Source organism: Petrotoga sp. SL27, from assembly GCF_002924605.1.
Taxonomy (GTDB): domain Bacteria; phylum Thermotogota; class Thermotogae; order Petrotogales; family Petrotogaceae; genus Petrotoga; species Petrotoga sibirica.
Window position 1 is genome coordinate 275 of the sequence record NZ_JAIP01000019.1, and the last position, 23,073, is coordinate 23,347.

The window sequence follows — 23,073 nt, forward strand, 5'->3', positions numbered from 1 at the left end:
CATTTAACGATGGAGGGTCCCTGTGGATTGGCCAGTATTCTTCCCCTTCAATGTCTCCTTTTTCATCGATAGGTTTCCCCAAAAGGTTGACCATCCTTCCCAATGTGGTATCTCCAACGGGAACTTAATCTTTTTAGCACCTTTATTATGTAAAGTGTCACCAGCAGCTACAAGAGATCCACCAGTATCTATTATATCATCAAAAATTATACAATTGGATCCTTCTACTTCTCCTATTACGTTGATAACTTCTGCAACGTTATCTTTAGGTCTCCTTTTGTCTAGAATGGCTAAAGAACAACCTAATTTTTGTGCAAACTTTCTAGCTCTTTTTACCCCACCGACATCTGGGGAAACTACCACGGTGTCATTTTGCGTCAATTTCATTTCTTCTAAAAAATATCTTGAGAAAATAGGAAAGCTCCAAAGATTATCGACCGGTATATCAAAGAACCCTTGGATTTGCTCGGCATGAAGATCTATTGTGACTACCCTTGTTGCTCCAGCGGTTGTGATTAAGTTAGCAACGAGCTTTGCAGTGATGGGATCCCTACCCCTTGCTTTTCTATCTTGTCGAGCATACCCAAAGTATGGAATTATAACAGATATAGATGCAGCAGACGCCCTTCTTAAGGCATCTATCATTATCAATAATTCCATAATATTATTATTAACGGGGGGAGCAATGGATTGAATTATATATGCATCGAATCCTCTGACTGTTTCGTTAATTTTTACATTTACTTCACCATCTGCAAAAGTTGATACTTCACAGTCCCCCAACCTTGTACCCATGTATTCTACAATTTTTTTCGCCAAAGGAAGGTTAGAATTTCCTGCAAACACCTTGAATTGATTCTCGTTAGTTGGCATCTTTATACTCCCTTCTCAACATTTTCTGAATTCCTTTTTAACACCCAATTTTCTTTGTTTATTTGATGTGCTCTTGCTAAGGCTAAAGCATTGTCTGGCACGTCTTTTGTTATTACAGACCCCGCTCCAATAAGAGAATTTTTACCAACATTAACAGGCGCAACTAAAGAGGTGTTACTTCCAATGAAGGCTCCATCATCTATAAAGGTCTTGTTCTTCTTCTTACCATCATAATTACATGTTATGGTTCCTGCACCAACGTTCACATCTTTTCCAACATAAGTGTCACCCAAATAAGTTAAATGCTGTGCTTTGCTGTTACAGGATATTTTCGTTTTCTTAGTTTCAACGAAATTACCAATTTTAACGTTTTCTTGTAATTCTGTTCCTTCTCTCAGCCTTGAAAAAGGACCTATTGAAACATTTTTTTGTATTTTACTTAATTCGCATTCTGAGCGAATTATTTTCACGTTATCTTCTATAATGCAATCCTTGATCCTTGTTAATGGGCCTATTTCACAATCTTCGCCAATAGTCGTTTTTCCATATATAAATGTTTGAGGATAAATTATTGTATCAGGCCCAATGCTTACATCAACAGAAATATATGTGGAATCTGGATCCTGTATTGTAACTCCATTTAACATGTGTTTCTTTAAAATTTCATATCTTATCTTTTTTTCGGCTTCTGCTAACTGTATCCTATCGTTTACGCCTATAACTTCTATTTCATTTTCTAATTCTACCACACCAACTTTTTCCAAATACTCAAAAACTTCGGTCAAATAATATTCTCCTTGGGCATTTTGGGGAGTTATATGGTGCAAAGCTTCTTTTAGTTGGTTTCCTTTATAAACTGCAATCCCTGTATAAACTTCTTTTATTTGCTTTTCAGAAGTATCAGCATCTTTTTCCTCAACAATTTTAACAAATTTATCTTCGTTCTTTATTATGCGTCCATACCCAGTTGGATCCTCTAATCTTACCGAGAGTATGGTCGAACTGTTATTATCTTTTAAATGTCTTTCAATAAGAGAATTTAAAGTATTGTAAGAGATAAAAGGCACATCTCCGTAAAGTATCAAGATATCGCTACTATCAAGAAATTTTTCTGCACAGAGCACAGCGTGACCAGTTCCTAATCTTTCTTTTTGCTCAAAAATTTTAACATCATCATCTAACAAGTCTTTTACTTGATCTTTGCCGTTTCCTAGAACTATCCCGATGTCGTTGCTTATTTTTTTTGCGACATCTATAACCCAATTTATCATTGGCTTATCTATAATTTTATGTGCAACTTTTGGGATCTTTGATTTCATTCGCTTTCCTTGCCCAGCGGCAAGTATTAATACTTTTATATCTACCTCCTCCTTTCATACATGGACGTTAAGGGAATTACCCTTTAAGATCCCCAAACACATTTGCATGGTACATCGTTTGCTACGCAAACGAGATTTTGGAAGACATTTCTAAAGCAACACATCATTTGCAAAGCAAATGATGGTTCGGATATTACTTCAAAAGCAACATGAAAAAACTTTTTGCACAAGGCTGCAACATGATACGTCATTTGCTTCGCAAATGAGAATTAGGATGTTACTTCTAAAACATTGTGAAAATGCCTTTTTGCATAAAACGTCAAAAAATAATTACAGCCTTGTAAGACATTCTTTAATGATCTCTTCTGTTTTCAGATCTTCTAAATCAAGTTGACCTATGACTTTCATAATTTCATATCTTTGAAATCCTAGTGTTTCTAACGCCTCTATAGCTTCTTTTAGATTATTATTTCCATACGATTGAATATCTGCCCCAGTTGAATAGGCACTGAAAGAGTTGGAAAGTTCAGATATTAGTCTTTCTGCTGTTTTCTTACCTATGCCGGGCAGGTTTGAAAGAAGCATTGTGTCTTGGGTGTTTATCATCTGTATAAATTCTTCGGCATTAGTTTTTCTAAGGATTTTTGATGCAATTCTTGGCCCGATCTTTGAAACTTTTTTTAAACTTTCGAACACATCTCTTTCTATTTTATCTTTAAAAATATAAAGTGATGTGTTCCATTCGTTTATTTCAAGAGATGCAAAAAAATCGTATTGGTCACCTTTTTTTAAGTATCTTATAACGTTGAACGAAGGATATGCTTCCAAAGTTAAAGCTCCAATTTTGATCAGAACTTTATCTTCCTCAAAATCTTCAATGGTAGCGTTGATTTTTCTTATCATAATTATATACCTCAATAAAAATATCTACAATCCCACTAAATTAGTGGATATTAATTCTTTAATTTTTCCAACAAGATACAAAGAACCAGTAACAAAATAAATATCGCTTTTTTCTGATAAAAGTTTATTGAAACCATCCGATGGGTCTTTTATAAATTCAACAGTTTTGGTATGCTTTTTAAATTCTTCATATATTAATTCTGGATGTCTTCCCCTTTCAGTAGGGACTGATGTTACGATAATTTTATCAAAAACTGAAGCAAAAATTCGTGACATTTTTTCGTAATCTTTATCGTCCAATATTCCAATCAAGGCGACTTTTTTCTGAGTAGGAAAGTAAAGCTCGATACTTTTTTCTAATTGTTGGGCAGCAGCGAAATTGTGAGCACCGTCGAAAACTATATTTTTACCATTTGTTTCTGTGTACTCAAACCTTCCTTCCCAATAAAAGTTTGCCATAGTTTCTCGGACTTTCTCAACAGATAGAACTTTTCCAAATTTTTGCATAAACCCTTCTGCTACTGCCAAAGATGTAGTAACATTTTCCATTTGAAACGTACCATTAGCACCAAAAATCAGATCTTTAATTTCATAATTAAGGCCATAATAATCTAACATATTATTGTTAATATAATATTGATGGTTGGTAGAGTGAAAATCTTTTCCATATTCATAAATCTTTTCTGCACTAACTTCTTTAGCTTTATCAAGAATTACTTTCTTTGGCTTTTCGTCTATATTTCCCAATATCAAATAATTGTTTTTCTTTATAATACCTGCTTTCTCATAAGCTATCGCTTCAAGAGAATCGCCTAAGGTTTTGATATGGTCTTTAGATATAGAGGTTATTACTGAAATATCAGAATTAACAATATTAGTAGCATCCAGTCTTCCACCTAAACCCACTTCAATGATGCCTACATCTACTTTTTGTTTTTCAAAATACTTAAAAGCCATAGCTGTTGTTATTTCAAAAAATGAAGGTGCGTAATCTTCACCTTTTAGATCCATTTTTTTTATTTCTTCTTCAATTTCATTGTAGATATCTATAAATTCTCTTTCAGAAATGTTTTCTCCATTCAACTTTATTCTCTCTGTTAATGAAACCAAATGTGGAGATATAAAAGTACCAACTCTCAATCCATTATATCTTAAAATTTGTGATAATGCAGTGGTAACACTTCCTTTTCCGTTAGTACCTGTGATGTGTATACTATTGAAAGAGTTCTGGGGATTTCCTATGCGTTTAGTTAGTTCTTCTATCCTTTCAAGGCCTAACTTTACCTTGAAATTTGCTCCTCCTCTTTGATAAAGATAATCAACCAAATTTGTAAATTCCATTTAACTAATCTCCTTTAAGAGTGCTTGTAATTTTGCATATTTTTTCTCACTTTCTATCAAATCTTCTTTTGTTTTTTCAACTATATCTGGATCGGCCTTTTCTACGAAATTTTTATTCGATAATTTTTTCTTATATACTTCTATATCTTTTGTTAGCTTATCCAATTTTTTTGTTAATCTCTGTTTTTCGGTATCAATGTCTATGTAATCGCCTAAAGGTATGTAAGCTTCCACACTTTCATCTACATAGGCAGTGGCGGATTTTACCGGTTTCACTTCGGTTTGAGTTATATCTTTCAAAAAAGCTAAATGTTCAATTAAAATTATGTTTTTTTCTATAAAATCATCTTTTTTTGTAATAATTTTATATTTCAAGTCAACCTTTTGGGTTTGGGGCATATCCATTTCCGCTTTAACGTTTCTTATACCCTTTACTAACTCCATAACCTTCGAAAATACCTTTTCCGCTTGAGGATAAAGGTTATCTTCGTTTGGCTCTGGCCACTTAGCTCTTATCAATAATTCTGAATCTTTTTCTATAGGCAATTTTTGCCATAGTTCTTCTGATATATAAGGCATAAAAGGATGTAATAAACGTAATGAAGAATCAAACACTTGCAAGATAACGTTTTGCACTGTCAATCTATCCTTGCGACTAGAATTTAACCTATTTTTTGAGGCTTCTATATACCAATCACATAATTCATTCCAGAAAAAATCGTATAGTTTTCTTGCAGCTTGATCGTAGTTATAACCTTCTAAATCTTTGCTAATTTCTAATATTGTAGAATTCAATCTAGTTAAAATCCATTTGTCTTCAATTTTTAAATCTTCGTCCTTAAGTACGGTTTTTTCATAGTCTTCCATATTTAAAAGTACAAATCTAGCCGCGTTCCATATTTTATTTGCAAACTTTCTGTAAGCATCAAAGGACCCAACATCTAATTTAATATCTCTTCCTTGAGCAGCTAAAACTGATAAAGTAAATCTAACAGGATCCGTTCCGTATTCGTTAATTACTTCGAGGGGATCTACACCGTTACCTAACGATTTAGACATCTTTCTTCCATATTTGTCTCTTACCAATTGATGCAAGTAAACATCATGAAAGGGCTTCTCACCCATGAATTTTTCTCCCATCATTATCATTCTTGCAACCCAAAAAAAGATTATATCAAATCCAGTGACTAACAAATCGGTTGGATAATATTTTTTTAGATCTTCCGTTTCTTCGGGCCATCCTAGTGTGGAAAAAGGCCAAAGGGCAGAGGAAAACCAGGTATCTAATACATCCTCATCTTGTTTTAAATCCGAAGATCCACATTTTTCACATGTTTTAACGTCTTCAACGGATACGTTCACATGCCCACAGTTTTGGCAATACCACACAGGGATTCTATGTCCCCACCAAAGTTGCCTCGATATACACCAGTCCCTTATTTCATACATCCAGTTAAGATAAACTTTTTTCCATCTTTCAGGGTAAAATTTTATTTCATCATTTTCCACTACTTGTATTGCTTTTTCTGCCAAGGGTTTCATTTTTACAAACCATTGATCCATTAGGAGAGGTTCTATAACGCTATCACATCTGTAACAATGTCCGACTGAATGAGTATAATCCTCCTCTTTTTCTAAAAATCCATCTTTTTTCAAGTCTTCAACGATTCTTTCCCTAGCTATATACCTATCTAATCCAGCGTACTTACCACCGTTTTCGTTTATTTTTGCATTTTCATCTATAATTTGTATTCTTTCTAAGTTGTGTCTTAAACCGATTTGATAATCATTTGGATCATGGGCAGGTGTAACCTTGACGACACCTGTACCAAATTTCGGATCTACGTAAGGGTCAGCTATAATTTTCAATTTCCTGCCGACAATTGGTAAAATGACGATTTTTCCAACTAAATTCTTATACCTTTCATCGGAAGGATTAACAGCAAGTGCTGTATCTCCTAACATAGTTTCAGGTCTAGTGGTTGCAACAGTTACATAGTTTTGAGAATTTTCAAGAGGATATTTTATATACCAAAGCTTGCCTTTTTCTTCAATGTGCTCAACCTCGTCGTCTGCAAGAACGGTTCCACAGGAAGGGCACCAGTTCACTATATACTTTCCTTTGTATATTAAACCTTCATTGTACAGCGAAACAAAAACCTTTTTTACAGCTTGATTAAGCCCTTCGTCTAAGGTAAATCTTTCTCTGCTCCAATCCACAGAAGCCGCCAAGGCTTTTATCTGTTCACGTATATGATTACGATATTTGTTTGCCCAATCCCAAGTGATCTTTAAGAATTCTTCTCTAGTATAATCTTCTTTTCTTTTACCTTCTTCTTTTAAAAGATACTGTTCAACAACGTGTTGTGTTGCTATGCCTGCATGATCTTCTCCTGGTATCCAAACTGTTTCTTTACCTTTCATTCTATTATATCTTACGGAAATATCCTGAAGAACGATATTCAAGGCATGACCGATGTGTATTCTTCCGGTAATATTTGGAGGAGGAATGACTATACTGAACTTACCATTTCCTTCCTTTGGTCCAAAGGAGTTGGTTTCCTCCCAAATTTTATACCATTTATTTTCAAGTTCGTGTGGCATGTATCTTTTTCCAATATCCATTAAGGCAACCTCCTAAATTTTTGATGAAAGGTGTAAATCTAATTTTTTATTCTCTAATTTATTAAGTAAAAGATTCAATTTATTCTTTCTCTTCTTTAGGCTCATTTAGAACTTCTTGGTTCTCATCTTCTCTTTCTAAATCAACTGGAGAAGGAAGTTCACTTTTTTTTGATTTTCTTTCCGTTCTTTCTGAAGAAATCAAAAGGAAGATTGATTTCTCTTCTTTTGAACAAAGCTGCCTCCGGTGAGAATATTCCTTTATATCTAATGGGCTTTTCCATTGCCTCAACTTCTGTTAAAAGAATGACAGATATGATCCTTAATATGAACCCTATAATAAAAATCAACTGAATCCCATGATAGGGGTCTCCCATAAAATGGATCTTTATATTTTCGAGATGATTTGCTAAGAATCCCCCACTCAGTGACCCAAAAATAGCTGCAATACCAGCGATGAAAGAGTTGGCTGCGATGAAATTTTCGGATGGTTCTTTGGATATTTCTAAGAGTAGATTAAAGATAGCTAAATTGATCGCTGACCAAGCGAAGGCGGCAAATATCGCATTTAAGAATAAAATACTCCTATAATTACTTTCATTCATTAAAAAGTACATCATTGGGCTGAAAGTTGACAATAAAATTCCCAAACTTAGAACGTTTTTACTACCGAACCTGTCTGCCACTGCTCCATAAAGTAAATACAAAAAAATAGAGATAACGCTTGTTAATATTCCCATATTTCCAAGAAATTGATAATTTATATTCAAAATCGCAACTTCATAATAAGAAAAGTAAGGTCTTGCAAATTCTATCCCAAAGCTCCAAACAAACATAAAAACCAAGAAATTTCCAAAGTTTCTATCCTTAAACGGTACAAAAATGTTTAAATTAAAAGATGAGATTTTTTCACTTTCTTCAGGGAACTCATGTTTCATCAGCAACACAGCTGAAAGAATAGAAAAAAATGCCATAAAACTTGTAACCAACAACAACCCTGTTTTAAAATTAGGAAATTCTAAAAACAAAGAATAAAGATACAGCATAATTATACCAGTTATGGAGGAGAATATATTACGAAGTCCGAAATATTTACCTCTTTGTTCAAAGGGAACAACGCTTTTAATCAAAACTGTCCAAGTGTTGCCTACAAATGTTCCGAAAAAAGAAAATAAAAGGATAATAATTAATATAATATACTCAGACCTCACATCAAAGAAGATGAAAATAGGCAATAAAACAAATAAAGTTCTCGATATAAACGCGTTTATTATAAGACTTTTCTTTTTGGAACCAATGATCTGGTTTATTCGAGAAGAAAAAATCTGAAACATCTGTGCTATAATAGGAAAAGAGGTCATAATTGATATAAAAAGAGGAGAAGCGTTAAAGTATAGAGCAAGAGTTGTGAAAATAAACCCTTGTGTACCGATAAAAAACGCATTGTATGAACCTGCCTCGAAGATAGAGAGAACCCTTGTTTTTGCATATTTTGCCATATTTATTTTTCTCCTTGCCATTCAATATTATTTTGTTTTTAAAATGTATTTGTTTGAAAATATATTATAATCCACCAATGAAAAATAAAGTTTACTTTATAATTTAATAATTGTTATTTTTGTTTGTGAAGGGATTTCACCTTTAATCGTTTTAAAATTTAAGAGGTGATAATATTGAATAAACACCATCCATATGTAATGTGGGCAAGAAAAGTGATAGAAACATATGTAAAAGAAAAGAGAAAAATAGATTTTGATGAAACCCTTCCAAAAGATTTATTTAACAAAAAAAGAGGTTGTTTTGTGAGCCTTCACAAAGCCTCAGGAGAACTAAGAGGTTGCATTGGTACCATTGTACCCGTTTACGATAATTTAATTAAAGAGATAAGAGAAAATGCAATTGCTGCTGCTACAAGTGATCCACGGTTCCCTCCCCTTTCCCCAAAAGAATTAGATGATCTAGTAATTTCCGTTGATGTTCTTTCAGATTTAGAAAAAGTGAATGATATGGATGAATTGGATCCTAAAACCTTCGGAATAGTTGTTAAAAGTGGTTACAAAAGGGGAGTTCTTCTACCTGATCTAGAAGGAGTTGATACCGTGGAAGAACAATTGAGAATAGTCAAATTAAAAGCCGGTATTTATAAAAATGAACCAATAGAAATATATAAATTCACTGTGGAGAGGTTTTTTTAAAATGATAGAGGTGAAGTAAATGAAAATCAATTCCTTGTTTTATGAGGAATTTAAAGAAGATATTTTGAAATGCACCTTATGTCCGCACCAATGTATATTATATCCTAACAAAACAGGGATATGTAGAGTTAGACAAAATATAAAAGGCGAGATGTATTCATTAAATTATAATGACGTTACTAGTATAGCTCTCGATCCAATGGAAAAAAAGCCACTTTTTCATTTTCATCCCGGCGAAAAAATTCTTTCCTTAGGAACTTGGGGCTGTAATTTAAAATGTCCTTTTTGTCAAAATTACGAAATCGCCCAACTAAAACCTCCATACCAAAAGAAAATATATCCCAACGCTATCCCATCTTTGATGGAAAATTACGACGTTCAAGGTGTTGCCTATACATATTCAGAACCGATAGTTTGGTATGAATTTGTTTTGGATTCATCAAGGGAAGTTAAATATGCTAATCCTGATAACTACAATGTTTTAGTAACGAACGGATTTATAAACGAAAAGCCTTTGAGACTTATGCTACAATATATTGACGCGATGAATATAGATTTAAAAGTATACAGCGATAAGAATTATGTAAAAATATTAAAGGGAGGACTGGAACCAGTTAAAAGAACTATAAAAATCGCCTATGAAGAAGGTATTCACACCGAAGTGACAACCTTGGTAGTTCCCAAAGTAAACGATAATTTGGACGAACTAGAAGAAGAGTTTTCTTGGTTAGCAAACATTTCCAAAGATATTCCCCTTCATTTATCACGATATTTTCCTGCATTTGAATATAACGAACCACCAACAGATATCAACTTTTTAGAAAAAGCCTATGAACTCGCCAAAAAATATCTCAATTTTGTATATCTTGGTAACATTTTGTCTTCCGCGCACGAAGATACTTATTGCCCAGATTGTGGGACACTTCTTATCCAAAGAAAAGGATACGACATAAAAATTGAAAATTTGAATGAAAACGGAGAGTGTAAAAATTGCGGCAGAAAAATATGCATAGTTTAAGAGTATATCTGTATATAATTGCACTTGGTGTAGGTATATTTTTATTATCTTTGTTGTTATTTTCTAAACCCACCCCGGTTTACGAAGAAAAAGAGGTCCCTGTACTTGGCACAATTGTAAGAGTAAAAGTTGCAGGTGATAAAGTATCTTCAAATGTGTTGTTGAACACAGCTGAACAAGAGTTGTATAGAATACATAATAAATTCAGCCCCAATGTTGAAAGTAGCGTAGTCCATAAATTGAATACTGATGGGAAGGTTGAAGTCGATGAAGAGGCGTTATTTTTATTTCAAGCTGCCTACAATTATGCGGTAATAACTGGTGGAGCTTTTGATCCTACTGTAAGGCCGTTGCTCAAATTGTGGGGATTTGATGATATAAATTCTCAAAAAAAAGTCCCAACTCAAGAAGAGATCAACAAAGCATTAGAAAACGTTGATTATAGATTCATAGAAATTGATGAAAAAAAGAGAGAAATCTCTTTACTAAAAGATGGTGTAGAAGTGGACTTAGGAGGAATAGCCAAGGGATATGCAATTGATTTAGTTATACAAAAAATTAAGGGGGTTGATCCTGGAGCTACAGGCTTTGTCGATGCTGGGGGAGATATTGGAATAATAGGTCCGAAGTTTGGAGAGCTTCCATGGGTTATAGGAATAAGGGACCCTTTTTCACAAGATGCTTTAAAATCCATAGATACAATTTATTTGACAAGCGGTGCTGTAGTGACATCTGGGGACTACGAAAGATTTTTTACCGAAGACGGTAAAAAATATCATCATATTTTAGACCCAGAAGATGGATACCCAGCGAGAAATGCATCCAGTGTCACTGTGATAGCAGAAAAAGCAATGATCGCGGATGTCTTTTCTACGGCTCTTTTCGTTTTAGGATACGATAACCCTGCCTTGGATTATTTCACAGATTTCGGAATTCAAGCTTTGGTTATATCTCCAACTGGAGAAAGCATCCAAACCAAAGGATTTGATTATTTTCGGGAGAAAATGTGATAATCAATGAAATTCACTAAAAAGAATGATCTATACCTGCTTATAGTTGTAATATTATTAGTTTTAGTGATGATTTTTATGAATACGTCCCCAAATCAGGGAATAATCGGCGCAGAAGTTCACTTAAAAGGAGATCAAATTTTACAAATAACAAAAGAAGGCACTTACAGTGTAATAAGCGATGAAGGTGAGTTATTGATGAACGTAGAATACGTAGATCAAAGAATTAGAGTTACCGATTCATCATGCCCATTGAAAGTCTGTGAAAATACCGGATGGGTGGAAAACCCCAATCAACCGATTATTTGCATTCCAAATGAAATAACCGTAAAACCATTAGGCACACAAAATGGTGAGGGGATCGACATCTATACATGGTAAAAAGAACAAAAAGAATATCCCATATAGCGATTTTAACGGCGTTGGCCTCAGCAATTTACTATGTTGAATCCTTTTTACCCATGCCTGTTTCTGTTCCAGGAGCGAGATGGGGATTTTCGAACTTTCCTTTGTTGTTATCTGTAGTGAGTGGAATTGGCGTTACTAATACTTTGTACATAGCCCTTTTAAAAACGTTGCTTGGTTCAATACTAAGTGGAAGATTTCTATCTCCCATGTTTTGGATGGGATTAGGCGGCTCACTTGCCAGTGCTTTATTTATGTCCTTGTTCTTCAAATTTACTAATAAATTTGGTATCTTAGGGATTAGTGAAATAGGAGCCTTTTTTAGCAACGCTGTACAATTAATTATCGCCAGTCTTTTTATCGTTAAATCACCCCATATTTTTTGGTATTTCCCTTACATGCTTTTTTTCGGAATAATAACGGCATTTATAAACGCAACAATTGTGAACTATATTTTAAGGAGTGTGAACCTTGATAGATTCAAAAGTTGAATTAGTTTTGGGATCCTCATCCTCTCGAAGACAAGAACTTTTAAAATTAATAACAAAAAATTTCTCGATCAGAACAGCTAATACGGATGAAACTTATAAATCGGAATCACCTTGTGAAATTGTACAAGAAATTTCATATAAAAAAAGTAAAAATATAGAAATTTCACATGGAGAACTTCTCATAACGGCTGATACTATAGTAACTTTGGATGGAAAAATATTTGGAAAGCCTCACGACTATGATGAAGCTTTCAACATGCTTCAAACTTTATCAAATAAAACTCATTGTGTTTACACAGGAATAACTTTAAGGTCACCTAAAAAATTCTCTTCTTTTTATGAAGTTTCGAAGGTGACGTTTTATAAATTAGATGAAGAAGTGATAGATTTTTATATAAAAAATAACAACGTATATGACAAAGCAGGAGCTTATGCTATTCAAGATTTCGCCTCCGTTTTTGTAAAAAAAATCGAAGGTGATTACTACAACATAATGGGTCTACCATTAGCAAAACTATACTGGCAATTGAGACAAATGTTGGCAACCTTATAAAATTATTCCAAAAATTTCTATCGAAAATCAGAAAAGGAGAAAATAATGGAAGATGAACTAAAACCAAGAGAGAAACTAGAAAAATATGGTCCACAATCTCTCAAAGACGAAGAACTTATAGCCATCATCTTAAGGCATGGAGTTAAAAATTATAACGTATTTGATGTGTCCGAACAGATATTGAAAAAATATAAAACATTGAGTCAATTGGTCGATATATCACTTGAAGAAATATCAAAAGAAAAAGGGATAGGAAAGGTTGGTGCAATAAATCTAAAAGCTGCATTAGAAATAGGGAAAAGGTATCACCTTCAGAAGTTACGTCAAAAGTACCAAAAGATAACATCCCCAAAAGAGGCATACCATGCTTGTGAGGATATGATATATCTAACCAAAGAAACCGTGAGAGCTATTTTTTTAGATTCTAAACTTCACATCATTACTATTAAAGACATTTCCAATGGAACTGTAAATATGTCAATCGCTCACCCAAGAGATATTTTTAAAGAAGCTATAATGTATAACGCGGTATCGTTCATTTTAATACACAATCATCCATCTGGAGATCCCACACCAAGTATGCATGATATGGACATTACCAAAAAAATTATGGAATCTGGCGAGATTTTAGGCATCAACATGAACGATCATATAATAATTGGAAAAGATTCTTATTTCAGTTTCACTTTGGATAGGAGTGAAAAAATTGACTGAAAAAAATGGAAATAATAATGTAGAAGATAAATTGCGAAATTTATACAAAATAAAAGAAGAAATCGAAAAAGAATTAGAAAAAAAGGGTATAAGAAAACCTGACACACACCAGAAAAAGAAAACAGCTAAAACCATCTATAAAGCTGACTACGAAATAGAAAAATTAGCTGTTTCTATAAACAATATAAATAATTGGTTTGACTTGATAATTTACGATATAGATCTATCGAACGAAAAACTATCCCATTTTTTTGAACTCAGGTTAAGTCATAAAACTCTTCAAGAATATTCAAATCAATTCGGCATGATGCACCTATTCAGAAACGATTTTCAAAAAGCGGAAAGATTTTTTGAAAGTAAAAATGACATAAACTCAAAGATAAACCAAGGTTTTTTGAAAATAATAAGGAATGACGAAGACGCTAACAAATATTTTACTAAATTAATCAGTACACATCCAAAGAATGGTTTAGTTTATTTAACCCTCAGTCTATTATTTCTAAAAAGAAAAGACTTTTATAACGCATATAAAATTATTAAGGTGGCTAATTCCTTTTTAGATTATTCATTTATAAACATGGGGTTAAACGCTTATGAGAAGAATTTTCAAAAAGCTTTGTCCTTTTTATCAAAAGCTTACCTTGAGGGGAGGGCAAAAAGGTTTGTAAATTTGATAAACTATTATGTAAGTCTCTTTATTTCTGATTCGGAAAAAGCCTTCTCTACCTTCGCTCTATTGAAGGAAGATAAAACTCCATGTATAAACTGTATAAAAATCTTATCAAACTCCGAAAAAGTAGAACCTCCGAGTTATTGCCCATTTTATGAAAGAATACTATTTCATACTGGTAATCCTAAACCTTACAAAGCCGAAAACTCTGAACTTTACGAAATATTATTCCACAAATACTACCAAGAAAAAGATATACAACAATTCAATTCGTACGCTAAAAAAATTGAACAGTATTTCAACAATGTTCCACTAATATTTTTATCGTCAACAGAAACCACTTCTAAAAAAGTTATTACGGATCTGTTTTCGCAGCACAAAATGGGGATCAAGATCAACTTAAAAGGCCCTAACTATTATGACAACCTAAACAAAGTGACAACAGATCTTAAAACGAAATATCAAAGAAATTTCACATTCTTTTTAGATCTACCTTTTTATGAAGCATTGAGACTATTATTTGGTTGGAGGATCTGCCAATATCTGTATAGGTAGAGGCATGGCGAAGCCCTACCAGCCATTTTCCTTATGGACGGGCTGCGGGCGAAGGGGCGCTAACACAAGTTTTGAGTATGATTTTTCAGAATACGAGGAGGAATAAGATGACTTCACTAGCAGAAAGCGGAAAAAAGAAAATAGAATGGGTAAAAAAACACATGAAAGTCTTAAACTATTTAAAAAATCTATACCAAACAGAAAAACCCTTTGAAGGAGTAAATGTAGCTATAAGCATCCATTTAGAGGCAAAAACAGCTTACTTAGGAATAGTTATGCACGAATTAGGTGCCAATGTTGCTATAACAGGAAGTAATCCATTATCCACCCAAGAAGATGTCGTAGAAGCTCTCAAAGAATATGGACTCAACGTCCATGCGGAAAGAACTTTAGATGAATCAGTCTATTGGAAAAACATCGATAAAATATTAGAAACTAACCCTAATATAATTTTAGACGATGGAGCAGATTTGGGAATAACCTTAATAGAAAAACACCCTGAAAAAGTAAAAAATCTCTGGGGAATATGTGAAGAAACAACCACAGGTGTAAAAAGATACAAATCCCTTTTCAAAGAAAATAAATTACCTGTACCTGTGATTTTGATAAACGATTCTTACATGAAATATTTGTTCGATAACAGATATGGTACAGGCCAATCAACGTGGGATGGAATTATGAGATCCACCAATCTTTCTGTTTCGGGAAAAGTAGTAGTTGTGGCAGGATACGGCTGGTGTGGTAAAGGCGTTGCTATGAGAGCAAAGGGATTGGGCGCTAACGTAATAATAACTGAAGTTGATCCAATAAAGGCTAACGAAGCGATAATGGATGGCTTTAGGGTTATGAAAATGGATGAGGCGGTAAAATATGGGGATTTTTTTGTTACGGTGACAGGTGACATCGATGTAATAACGAAAAGACACTTTTTAGAAATGAAAGACGGGGCAATTCTTTCCAACGCAGGACATTTTGACGTTGAAGTAAAGGTTAAAGATTTGGAAGAAATTGCAGTAGACAAAATCAATGTAAGAAACGGAGTAGAAGAATACAAATTACCAAACGGGAAAAGCGTATTTTTATTAGGACAAGGAAGACTGGTTAACCTAGTTAACGGCGACGGTCATCCCGCTGAAATAATGGATCTTTCATTCAGCTTACAGTTAGAAGGCGCAAAATACATCAAAGAAAACCACCAAAATATGAAAGTAAATCTTTCCCCAGTACCTTATGAAATAGATGAAAAAATAGCACAAATCAACCTAAAAACATTAGGAATTGAGATAGACACCTTATCCAAAGAGCAGCAAGTTTATTTAAATAGTTGGAAATAATATAGAGGGGGGACACCTTTAGGTGTCCCTCTTACTCTACAAGATCCGCATACATTGGGAAACGTTGACAGAGAGAAATAACATCTTTTTTAATTTCTTGTGCTAAATCTTTATCTATATTTCCTTCTTCATCAAGAACATTGTTTGCAACTTTTGCTATCATTGAGGCGATTTCTTTCATTTCTTCTTCTTTCATCCCGCGTGTGGTAACCGCAGGGGTACCAATCCTTATTCCACTAGTCACAAAGGGTGACAACTTTTCTTTCGGGACAGTATTCTTATTGACCGTAATATCACATTGTCCTAAGGCGTTTTCAAGGGCTTTCCCTGTTATATTCAGCTCAGAGAGATCCACCAAGATCAAATGCGTATCCGTTCCACCTGAGACGATTCTCAAATTTTGATTAGAAAGTTCGTTGCTTAAAGCTTTAGCATTTCTCACTACTTGTTTTTGATATTCTTTGAAGTTTTCACTCATAGCTTCTTTAAAGGCAACAGCCTTTGCAGCTATTATATGTTCTAAAGGACCACCCTGTATGCCTGGAAAAATAATTTTATTGATCGACTTATAAATATCACTATCATTTGTTAAAATAATTCCACCTCTTGGTCCTCTTAAAGTTTTATGGGTCGTCGAAGTGACAACATGTGCATACTCAACTGGGTTTGGATGAATACCAGCAGCAACTAATCCCGCAAAATGGGCCATATCAACCACTAAATAAGCACCAACTTCATCGGCTATCTCTCTAAATCTTTTAAAATCTATTATCCTAGAGTATGCACTTCCACCTGCCACGATAACTTTAGGTTTTGCATTCTTAGCAATTCTTTCAACTTCATCATAATTGATAGTTTCTGTTTCTTCATCAACGCCATAAGAAACAACATTGAACAACATACCTGAGAAATTTACAGGGGCGCCATGGGTTAGATGGCCACCATGACTCAACGACATTCCCATTAATGTATCCCCAGGTTTCATAAGTGCAAGATAAGCACCCATATTTGCTTGAGAACCTGAATGAGGTTGAACGTTTGCAAACTTTGCATTGAAAAGTTCTTTTGCCCTATTTCTTGCAAGTGTCTCAACTTCATCTATATATTCACAACCTCCGTAATATCTTCTTTTCGGATAACCTTCAGCGTATTTATTAGTAAAAATGCTTCCTGCAGCTTCCATAACGGATTTTGACGCATAATTTTCTGATGCGATCAATTCTAAACCATACTCCTGCCTTTTAAGTTCTTTTTGAAGGATCTCGTATACTTTGCTATCAGAACCCTTTAAAGTTTCCCACACTGGCAACACCCCTTTTTTAAAATTGTAAGATAACTTATAAAATAATTATATTTCTAATATTTTAACACACTATTTAGTTTTCGAAATTAATTAAGGTCTTTTATCATATCTCAATGTTAAATTTTTATGATGAAATATTTTTCATGAAATTTTTTTCATATCGGTAATAATCACTTCTAATCAACTATAAACGTCTGTAATTGGTTGTAATCGACTTTGACTTATCTCCATTATTTGATTATAATCGAATTGTAGGGTAAATAATAAATAAGGGGGACAAACTATGAACTATGAAAAAAAGTTTTCACAAGTTGCAAAAACTGCAAAAGTAAACATTATAAGGGAATTATTAAAGGTAGCTTCTGATCCGGAGATGATATCATTTGGTGGGGGTGTACCTGATCCAGAGACCTTTCCTCGAGAAGAATTAGGAGAAATTGCTGCAAAAATTGTTCAAGAGGAGTACAAAATAACTCTTCAGTATGGTCCCTCCGAAGGAGATAATGAATTAAAAAATGCTTATATAAATTTACTAAAAAAACATGAAGGAATAGAAGGTGTATCTCCAGAGAATATGTTAGTAACTGTTGGCTCCCAACAAGCCTTGCAGTTGATAGGTCTGACCTTGCTCGATGAAAATTCTTACTGTGCTGTTGGAAAACCGGTATATTTAGGTGCAGTCAGTGCTTTTAAACAAATGTTTCCTAAATTTTTGGAAATACCCCTGGAAGATGATGGGATGAATGTGGATATCCTTGAAGAAAAATTGGACGAGTTAGTAAATAGGGGAGAAATTGATAAGTTTAAATTCGTTTATGTAGTACCAACGTTTCAAAATCCTGCAGGAGTAACTATGCCACTACAAAAAAGAAAAAAATTGATTGACTTAGCTCATAAGTACGATTTTTTGATTGTCGAAGACGATCCATATGGTTCGTTGAGATTTGAGGGCGAGCCAATTCCTTCGATTTATTCCCTTGAGCCAGAAAGGACGATCTTATTGAATACATTTTCTAAAATTTTGTGTCCAGGTCTGAGAATTGGGATAATTATTGCTTCAACGGACTTGTTAAGAAAGTTAACAATTATAAAACAAGGGGTAGATCTATGTACCCCATCGTTGACCCAGAGATTAGCAGCTAGATATCTCCAAGCTCACGATAGGATCGAACAGTTAAAACCCACATTAGAACTTTATAAGTCAAAAAAAGACACTATGTTGGATGCGTTGGAAAAGGAGTTTGGTGGTATGAAAGGGGTGAGCTGGACTCGCCCTGAAGGTGGTCTCTTCATATGGTTAACTTTTCCCGAATGGGTAGATACTATGGAAATGTTTGAAGAAGCAAAGAAGAACAAAGTATTGTATGTTCCCGGAGAAGCATTTTATGTAAACGAAGTCGAAAAAAATCACATGCGATTATCTTTCTGCCTTCCTTCGCACGAAGAAATAAATGAGGGTATAAGAAGATTGAGAAAAGTTGCAGAAAATTATGTAAATGCGAATTCGATGCGGAGCAAATCCTAAAAAACTGATTATAGGAGGAGCTTTATGTATAAAATATTGGTTATAAATCCAGGGGCAACGTCCACAAAGCTCTCGATTTTTGAGGATGAGAAAGAAGTAATCTCAGAAAGTATAGAGCATCTCAGTAGCGAGATAGAAAATTGCAAAACAATTATGAACCAATTACCCTTTCGTAAAAAGTGTGTTGAAGATTTTCTAAAAAGATACAACATATCTATCAATGAATTGGATGCGATAGCTGCTCGAGGTGGGATACTCCCTCCTATGGAAAGCGGTACTTACCGAGTGGATGAGAATATGGTTAATTACCTTAAAACCAAACCAAGAGTTGAACATGCATCTAACTTAGCTGCTGTAATAGCCATTGAACTATCAAAAAGTTCCTCGAAAGACTTGCCAGTTTTCATCACCGATCCCATTTCTGTTGATGAGTTTATTCCAGAGGCGAGAATATCAGGAATACCTCAACTTGAAAGGCACAGTTTATTTCACGCTTTGAATATGAAAATTGTTGCGAGATTTGCAGCAAAAGAATTGGGCAAAGAATATGAAAAATGTAATTTTGTTATAGCTCACTTAGGTGGTGGGATCTCCGTCGGTGCCCAAAGGAAAGGCTTTATGATCGATGTTAACAACGCAACAGATGAAGGACCTTTTAGCTCACAAAGAACGGGAGAACTACCAATGGGTGATCTGGCAAAATGGATTTTTAACAACATGCATTCTTACTCCAAAAACGATGTCAAATCTACGTTTGTAGGAAAAGGGGGTTTGTTTGCGTATTTAAAAACAGCAAGTTTAAAAGACGCTTTAAAACTTGCAGAAAAAGATGAATATGCAAAGTTAATCGTAAAAGCCATGGCGTACCAAGTTGCAAAGGAAATAGGTGGGATGGCAGCAATCCTAGGTGGAGATCTCGATGCCATTATATTAACTGGTGGAATGGTTCACAGTGATTATTTTGTTGAATTGATCAAAAGAAGAATCGATAAGTTAGGTGTAGTAATGGTTTATCCTGGAGCTTATGAAATGGAAGGGCTCGCTTTAGGAGCTTTGAGAGCTCTCAATCAATTAGAAAACACAAAGGTTTGGGAGGGTGAAAATATTTTATGAAAGTTGAGAATATTAGACAAATTATCGAATTAGTAAAACATGAACACAGATCAAAAACCATTGCCGTGGCAGCTGCCGAAGATGATGTCGTCTTGAAAGCTGTTCAAAAAGCAAAAGAAATCGATTTATGTAACTTTATCTTGTATGGTGATAAATTAAAAATCCAACAAATCTCAGAAGAAATTGGACTTGACACTACTAACATAGAAATCAGAGATGCTTCAACCCCTCTTGAAGCAGCAAAAGGAGCAATACAAGCAGTTGCCAATGGAGAAGCCGATCTGCCTATGAAAGGAAAACTGACCACCTCTGAGATTTTATCGGTATATTTAAAGGATGAATATGGTTTAAAAACCGGAAAAACAATGAATTTAGTTTGTGCCTTTGAAATACCCAGATACCACAAGTTGTTGATAATCTCTGATGCCGGTATGGTGATAGCTCCAACTCTTGAACAAAAAGTAGATATTATAAACAACGCTGTTTCAGTAGCCCATAAGTTAGGTATAGAAACACCAAAAGTTGCCGTTGTAGGGGCATTAGAAAAGGTTAATCCAAAAATGCCTGTAACAGTTGAAGCAGCAATATTAGCTCAAATGTACAGAAGAGGTCAGATAAAAGGGTGCATTGTAGATGGACCTTTCGCTATGGACAATGCTATATCTAAAGAAGCAGCTATACACAAAGGAATAAAAAGCGATGTCGCTGGAGACGCAGATATATTAATCATGCCCGATATAGAAGCAGGAAATATATTATATAAAACCTTGGTATATTTCGCAGATGCAAAGCTAGCAAGTTCAGTTGTAGGTGGCAAAAAACCAGTGGTTTTAACATCTAGAGCCGATAGTGACGAATCCAAACTAAACGCTATAGCGTTTTCAATATTAATGTCTTAAATTTAAAAAGGAGAATTCATATGTATAAAATTCTCGTTATAAATCCAGGGTCCACATCGACCAAAATTGCTGTTTATGAAGATGAAAATCAAAGGCTAAAAAAAGTCATCAATCACGATGTCAATGAATTGAAAAAATACAAGAGTGTTGCCGATCAATACGAATTTAGGAAGAATACGATTTTACAGTTTTTGAATGAAGAAGGAATAAACTTATACACTTTTTCAGCCATCATCGGGCGCGGAGGTCTCTTAAGACCTATACCAAGTGGGACTTATGAAATAACCGATCAGATGCTCGAAGAATTGCAAAGTGCTAAATACGGAGAACACGAATCGAATTTAGGGGCTCTAATAGCAAGCGAATTAGCAGAACATATTGGTGTAAAAGCTTATATAGCCGATCCCGTTGTGGTGGATGAGATGGAAGATTTAGCAAGAGTTTCAGGTCATCCTCTCTTTCAGAGAAAATCGATTTTTCATGCTTTAAATCAAAAAGCTGTGGCAAGATTGCTCAGTGAAAAATTAGGCCGTAATTATCATGACTTGAATCTCATCGTTGTTCATATGGGCGGGGGAATATCCATTGGAGCACACAAAAAAGGTAGGGTAGTTGATGTTAACAACGCTCTTGATGGAGACGGTCCTTTTACCCCCGAAAGATCAGGAACGTTACCCCTTGTTGGGTTTATAGACCTTTGCTATTCAGGGAAGTATTCTGAAAAAGAAATAAGAAAGCTCATAAAAGGTAATGGGGGGTTAATTGCTTATTTAGGTACCAATGACGTGAGAGAGGTAGTAAAAAGAATAAAAAGTGGCGATAAAAATGCTGAATTAGTATATTTCGGATTGATACATCAAATAGTTAAATGGATAGGGAAAATGTCTGCGGTATTGAATTTTGATGTAAACGCCATAGCTTTAACCGGAGGAATGGCATATGAAAATGAATTTCTTGTTCCTCAAATAAAAGAGAAAGTAAGTTTTATCGCTCCCGTTTATGTGTTTCCTGGAGGAGACGAAGAAAAAGCTTTAGCCCTAGCGGCGCTTAGAGTACTAAAAAAATTAGAACCAGCAAAAATCTACTAATAAGGGAGCTCTAAATACATGTTGAAGAATTTATTTAAAGATTATCAAGTTCATATTTTCATTGGAATGTTTGGTTCCGGAAAAACAGAAGTTTCTATCAACATAGCCTCAGAGCTAAAAAAAGAACACAATAATGTTGCGATTGCGGATTTAGATATCATAAGCCCGTACTTTCGGGTCCGCGATAAAATAAAAGAACTGAATCAAAAAGATATTAAAGTAATCACTCCCCCAACAAAATACTTGCACGCAGATGTTCCCATTGTTCCTGGTGAAATAGGAGGATACATAACAAACCAAGATTATAAAACGGTAATAGATGTAGGGGGAAACGAAGACGGTGTAAAAGTTTTAGGATCTTTAAAAAATTATATAGATAATGCAAAATGTGCCCTGTACTTTGTAATCAACACGAGAAGACCTTTTATGGATAATAAGGAATATATAATAAAAAATTTGCAATCCTTGGAAAGTAGCTCGAGATTAAAAATTAATTATTTAGTTGTAAATTCAAACATTCAAAATGAAACAACTAAAAAAATCATAGAAGAAGGAGAAAACATAATAGAAGAAGTTTCCCAAATAACAAATATTCCCGTTGCATTTACAGTAATATCAAAAAACTTAGAAGACAAGATAAATACCAAGTTTGAAAAATTTGTGATTCAAAGATTCTTTGAGAACTATGGTTTTTGCTGATCTATGCAAAAAGCATTGTTTGCAATGCTTTTAAAGTAATATCCAAACCCTCATTTGTTTTGCAAATGATGTTACGCGAATTTGGGGGTTTTTAAGGGGGTATCCCCTTTTGCAGCTCTGTGCAAAATGGTTCTTTATAATAAATTTAAATTTGGGGGTTTTTAAGGGGGTATCCCCCTTAATGCCTATAAATGATTGGAGGGAAAACAATGAAAGAAACAAAATTCTCAATTGAAATTGATAAAGAAAGATGCAAAGGGTGTGGACTATGTATTGAAGCTTGTCCCAAAGATGTCCTTGAATTTTCTAAAGCATATAACAACAAAGGTTATCATCCAACACAAGTTAAGAACATTGAAAATTGTATAGGATGTGGTTTTTGCTATCAAATGTGTCCTGATGTATGTATAACTGTAAAAGTATTAGAAAAGGCAAGGAGTTGA

The 23,073-nt window shown here is 34.3% G+C and carries 21 protein-coding genes and 1 pseudogene; 15 read left to right on the top strand and 7 right to left on the bottom strand.

Annotation, left to right across the window (positions count from 1 at the left end; all coding sequences use genetic code 11):
* Positions 1 to 126: 126 nt before the first annotated feature.
* The 6 genes and pseudogenes from AD60_RS07295 to AD60_RS07320 all read right to left on the bottom strand — a co-directional run.
* A pseudogene (locus AD60_RS07295) lies at positions 127 to 873 on the bottom strand (ribose-phosphate pyrophosphokinase); the annotation flags it as partial.
* Positions 874 to 875: 2 nt separating this feature from the next.
* Positions 876 to 2,231 carry a bifunctional UDP-N-acetylglucosamine diphosphorylase/glucosamine-1-phosphate N-acetyltransferase GlmU gene (gene glmU / locus AD60_RS07300; protein ID WP_103877134.1) on the bottom strand — a complete coding sequence of 452 codons (1,356 nt, stop codon included), beginning with the start codon at positions 2,229 to 2,231 and terminating at the stop codon, positions 876 to 878.
* 291 nt (positions 2,232 to 2,522) lie between these two features.
* The gene (gene ruvA, locus AD60_RS07305; RefSeq protein WP_103877135.1) at positions 2,523 to 3,095 is read right to left on the bottom strand and encodes a Holliday junction branch migration protein RuvA; all 573 of its coding nucleotides are present in this window, start codon (positions 3,093 to 3,095) and stop codon (positions 2,523 to 2,525) included.
* 24 nt (positions 3,096 to 3,119) lie between these two features.
* On the bottom strand, positions 3,120 to 4,436 hold the full coding sequence (locus AD60_RS07310; protein ID WP_103877136.1) for a folylpolyglutamate synthase/dihydrofolate synthase family protein: 1,317 nt from the start codon (positions 4,434 to 4,436) through the stop codon (positions 3,120 to 3,122).
* The gene (locus AD60_RS07315; protein WP_103877137.1) at positions 4,437 to 7,061 is read right to left on the bottom strand and encodes a valine--tRNA ligase; all 2,625 of its coding nucleotides are present in this window, start codon (positions 7,059 to 7,061) and stop codon (positions 4,437 to 4,439) included.
* A gap of 158 nt (positions 7,062 to 7,219) precedes the next feature.
* On the bottom strand, positions 7,220 to 8,557 hold the full coding sequence (locus tag AD60_RS07320) for an MFS transporter (RefSeq protein ID WP_103877138.1): 1,338 nt from the start codon (positions 8,555 to 8,557) through the stop codon (positions 7,220 to 7,222).
* Between the two features lie 174 nt (positions 8,558 to 8,731).
* Between AD60_RS07320 and amrA the strand changes: the two genes are divergently transcribed.
* The 9 genes from amrA (at position 8,732) to AD60_RS07365 (ending at position 16,003) form a co-directional block, all read left to right on the top strand.
* On the top strand, positions 8,732 to 9,253 hold the full coding sequence (amrA, locus tag AD60_RS07325) for an AmmeMemoRadiSam system protein A (RefSeq protein ID WP_103877139.1): 522 nt from the start codon (positions 8,732 to 8,734) through the stop codon (positions 9,251 to 9,253).
* Between the two features lie 19 nt (positions 9,254 to 9,272).
* A complete protein-coding gene (gene amrS, locus AD60_RS07330) occupies positions 9,273 to 10,271 on the top strand; it encodes an AmmeMemoRadiSam system radical SAM enzyme (protein ID WP_103877140.1) in 999 nt (332 codons plus the stop codon).
* The gene (locus AD60_RS07335) at positions 10,244 to 11,281 is read left to right on the top strand and encodes an FAD:protein FMN transferase (protein WP_103877141.1); all 1,038 of its coding nucleotides are present in this window, start codon (positions 10,244 to 10,246) and stop codon (positions 11,279 to 11,281) included. The genes amrS and AD60_RS07335 overlap by 28 nt, the downstream gene beginning before the upstream one ends.
* A gap of 6 nt (positions 11,282 to 11,287) precedes the next feature.
* On the top strand, positions 11,288 to 11,662 hold the full coding sequence (locus AD60_RS07340) for a NusG domain II-containing protein (RefSeq protein ID WP_103877142.1): 375 nt from the start codon (positions 11,288 to 11,290) through the stop codon (positions 11,660 to 11,662).
* On the top strand, positions 11,656 to 12,177 hold the full coding sequence (locus tag AD60_RS07345; RefSeq protein WP_103877143.1) for a Gx transporter family protein: 522 nt from the start codon (positions 11,656 to 11,658) through the stop codon (positions 12,175 to 12,177). Before AD60_RS07340 ends, AD60_RS07345 begins: the two co-directional genes overlap by 7 nt.
* Entirely contained in the window at positions 12,158 to 12,730 is a 573-nt protein-coding gene (locus AD60_RS07350; RefSeq protein ID WP_103877144.1) for a nucleoside triphosphate pyrophosphatase, read from the top strand. The genes AD60_RS07345 and AD60_RS07350 overlap by 20 nt, the downstream gene beginning before the upstream one ends.
* A 45-nt stretch (positions 12,731 to 12,775) precedes the next feature.
* Positions 12,776 to 13,444: a DNA repair protein RadC gene (gene radC, locus AD60_RS07355; protein WP_103877145.1), complete on the top strand. Its 669-nt coding sequence runs from the start codon at positions 12,776 to 12,778 to the stop codon at positions 13,442 to 13,444.
* Entirely contained in the window at positions 13,437 to 14,669 is a 1,233-nt protein-coding gene (locus tag AD60_RS07360; RefSeq protein WP_103877146.1) for a tetratricopeptide repeat protein, read from the top strand. The genes radC and AD60_RS07360 overlap by 8 nt, the downstream gene beginning before the upstream one ends.
* Before the next feature lie 107 nt (positions 14,670 to 14,776).
* A complete protein-coding gene (locus AD60_RS07365) occupies positions 14,777 to 16,003 on the top strand; it encodes an adenosylhomocysteinase (RefSeq protein WP_103877147.1) in 1,227 nt (408 codons plus the stop codon).
* 31 nt (positions 16,004 to 16,034) lie between these two features.
* On the opposite strand, the gene glyA is transcribed toward AD60_RS07365, so the two are convergent.
* A complete protein-coding gene (gene glyA / locus AD60_RS07370; protein ID WP_103877148.1) occupies positions 16,035 to 17,306 on the bottom strand; it encodes a serine hydroxymethyltransferase in 1,272 nt (423 codons plus the stop codon).
* A gap of 283 nt (positions 17,307 to 17,589) precedes the next feature.
* On the opposite strand from glyA, the gene AD60_RS07375 reads away from it, so the two are divergent.
* From AD60_RS07375 to AD60_RS07400, 6 genes are all read left to right on the top strand, one after another.
* Positions 17,590 to 18,831, top strand: coding sequence for a PLP-dependent aminotransferase family protein (locus AD60_RS07375; protein WP_103877149.1), 1,242 nt, complete (start codon positions 17,590 to 17,592; stop codon positions 18,829 to 18,831).
* Between the two features lie 24 nt (positions 18,832 to 18,855).
* Positions 18,856 to 19,944: a butyrate kinase gene (buk, locus tag AD60_RS07380; RefSeq protein WP_103877150.1), complete on the top strand. Its 1,089-nt coding sequence runs from the start codon at positions 18,856 to 18,858 to the stop codon at positions 19,942 to 19,944.
* A complete protein-coding gene (locus AD60_RS07385) occupies positions 19,941 to 20,843 on the top strand; it encodes a bifunctional enoyl-CoA hydratase/phosphate acetyltransferase (RefSeq protein WP_103877151.1) in 903 nt (300 codons plus the stop codon). The genes buk (AD60_RS07380) and AD60_RS07385 overlap by 4 nt, the downstream gene beginning before the upstream one ends.
* A gap of 20 nt (positions 20,844 to 20,863) precedes the next feature.
* Positions 20,864 to 21,931, top strand: a complete 1,068-nt coding sequence (gene buk / locus AD60_RS07390) for a butyrate kinase (protein WP_103877152.1) — start codon at positions 20,864 to 20,866, stop codon at positions 21,929 to 21,931.
* 18 nt (positions 21,932 to 21,949) lie between these two features.
* Positions 21,950 to 22,630, top strand: coding sequence for a cobalamin biosynthesis protein CobQ (locus AD60_RS07395; protein WP_103877153.1), 681 nt, complete (start codon positions 21,950 to 21,952; stop codon positions 22,628 to 22,630).
* A gap of 209 nt (positions 22,631 to 22,839) precedes the next feature.
* Complete coding sequence (locus AD60_RS07400) at positions 22,840 to 23,073, top strand: ferredoxin family protein (protein WP_103877154.1); 234 nt, start codon at positions 22,840 to 22,842, stop codon at positions 23,071 to 23,073.

Excerpts from the sequence above, each read along its gene's own strand:
- AD60_RS07310 (WP_103877136.1), bottom strand. The coding sequence starts at position 4,436 with ATGGAATTTACAAATTTGGTTGATTATCTTTATCAAAGAGGAGGAGCA.
- AD60_RS07375 (WP_103877149.1), top strand. The coding sequence starts at position 17,590 with ATGAACTATGAAAAAAAGTTTTCACAAGTTGCAAAAACTGCAAAAGTA.
- buk (WP_103877152.1), top strand. The coding sequence starts at position 20,864 with ATGTATAAAATTCTCGTTATAAATCCAGGGTCCACATCGACCAAAATT.
- AD60_RS07320 (WP_103877138.1), bottom strand. The coding sequence starts at position 8,557 with ATGGCAAAATATGCAAAAACAAGGGTTCTCTCTATCTTCGAGGCAGGT.
- amrS (WP_103877140.1), top strand. The coding sequence starts at position 9,273 with ATGAAAATCAATTCCTTGTTTTATGAGGAATTTAAAGAAGATATTTTG.
- AD60_RS07365 (WP_103877147.1), top strand. The coding sequence starts at position 14,777 with ATGACTTCACTAGCAGAAAGCGGAAAAAAGAAAATAGAATGGGTAAAA.
- AD60_RS07315 (WP_103877137.1), bottom strand. The coding sequence starts at position 7,061 with ATGGATATTGGAAAAAGATACATGCCACACGAACTTGAAAATAAATGG.
- AD60_RS07345 (WP_103877143.1), top strand. The coding sequence starts at position 11,656 with ATGGTAAAAAGAACAAAAAGAATATCCCATATAGCGATTTTAACGGCG.
- AD60_RS07395 (WP_103877153.1), top strand. The coding sequence starts at position 21,950 with ATGTTGAAGAATTTATTTAAAGATTATCAAGTTCATATTTTCATTGGA.
- buk (WP_103877150.1), top strand. The coding sequence starts at position 18,856 with ATGTATAAAATATTGGTTATAAATCCAGGGGCAACGTCCACAAAGCTC.
- AD60_RS07385 (WP_103877151.1), top strand. The coding sequence starts at position 19,941 with ATGAAAGTTGAGAATATTAGACAAATTATCGAATTAGTAAAACATGAA.
- AD60_RS07400 (WP_103877154.1), top strand. The coding sequence starts at position 22,840 with ATGAAAGAAACAAAATTCTCAATTGAAATTGATAAAGAAAGATGCAAA.
- radC (WP_103877145.1), top strand. The coding sequence starts at position 12,776 with ATGGAAGATGAACTAAAACCAAGAGAGAAACTAGAAAAATATGGTCCA.
- ruvA (WP_103877135.1), bottom strand. The coding sequence starts at position 3,095 with ATGATAAGAAAAATCAACGCTACCATTGAAGATTTTGAGGAAGATAAA.
- AD60_RS07340 (WP_103877142.1), top strand. The coding sequence starts at position 11,288 with ATGAAATTCACTAAAAAGAATGATCTATACCTGCTTATAGTTGTAATA.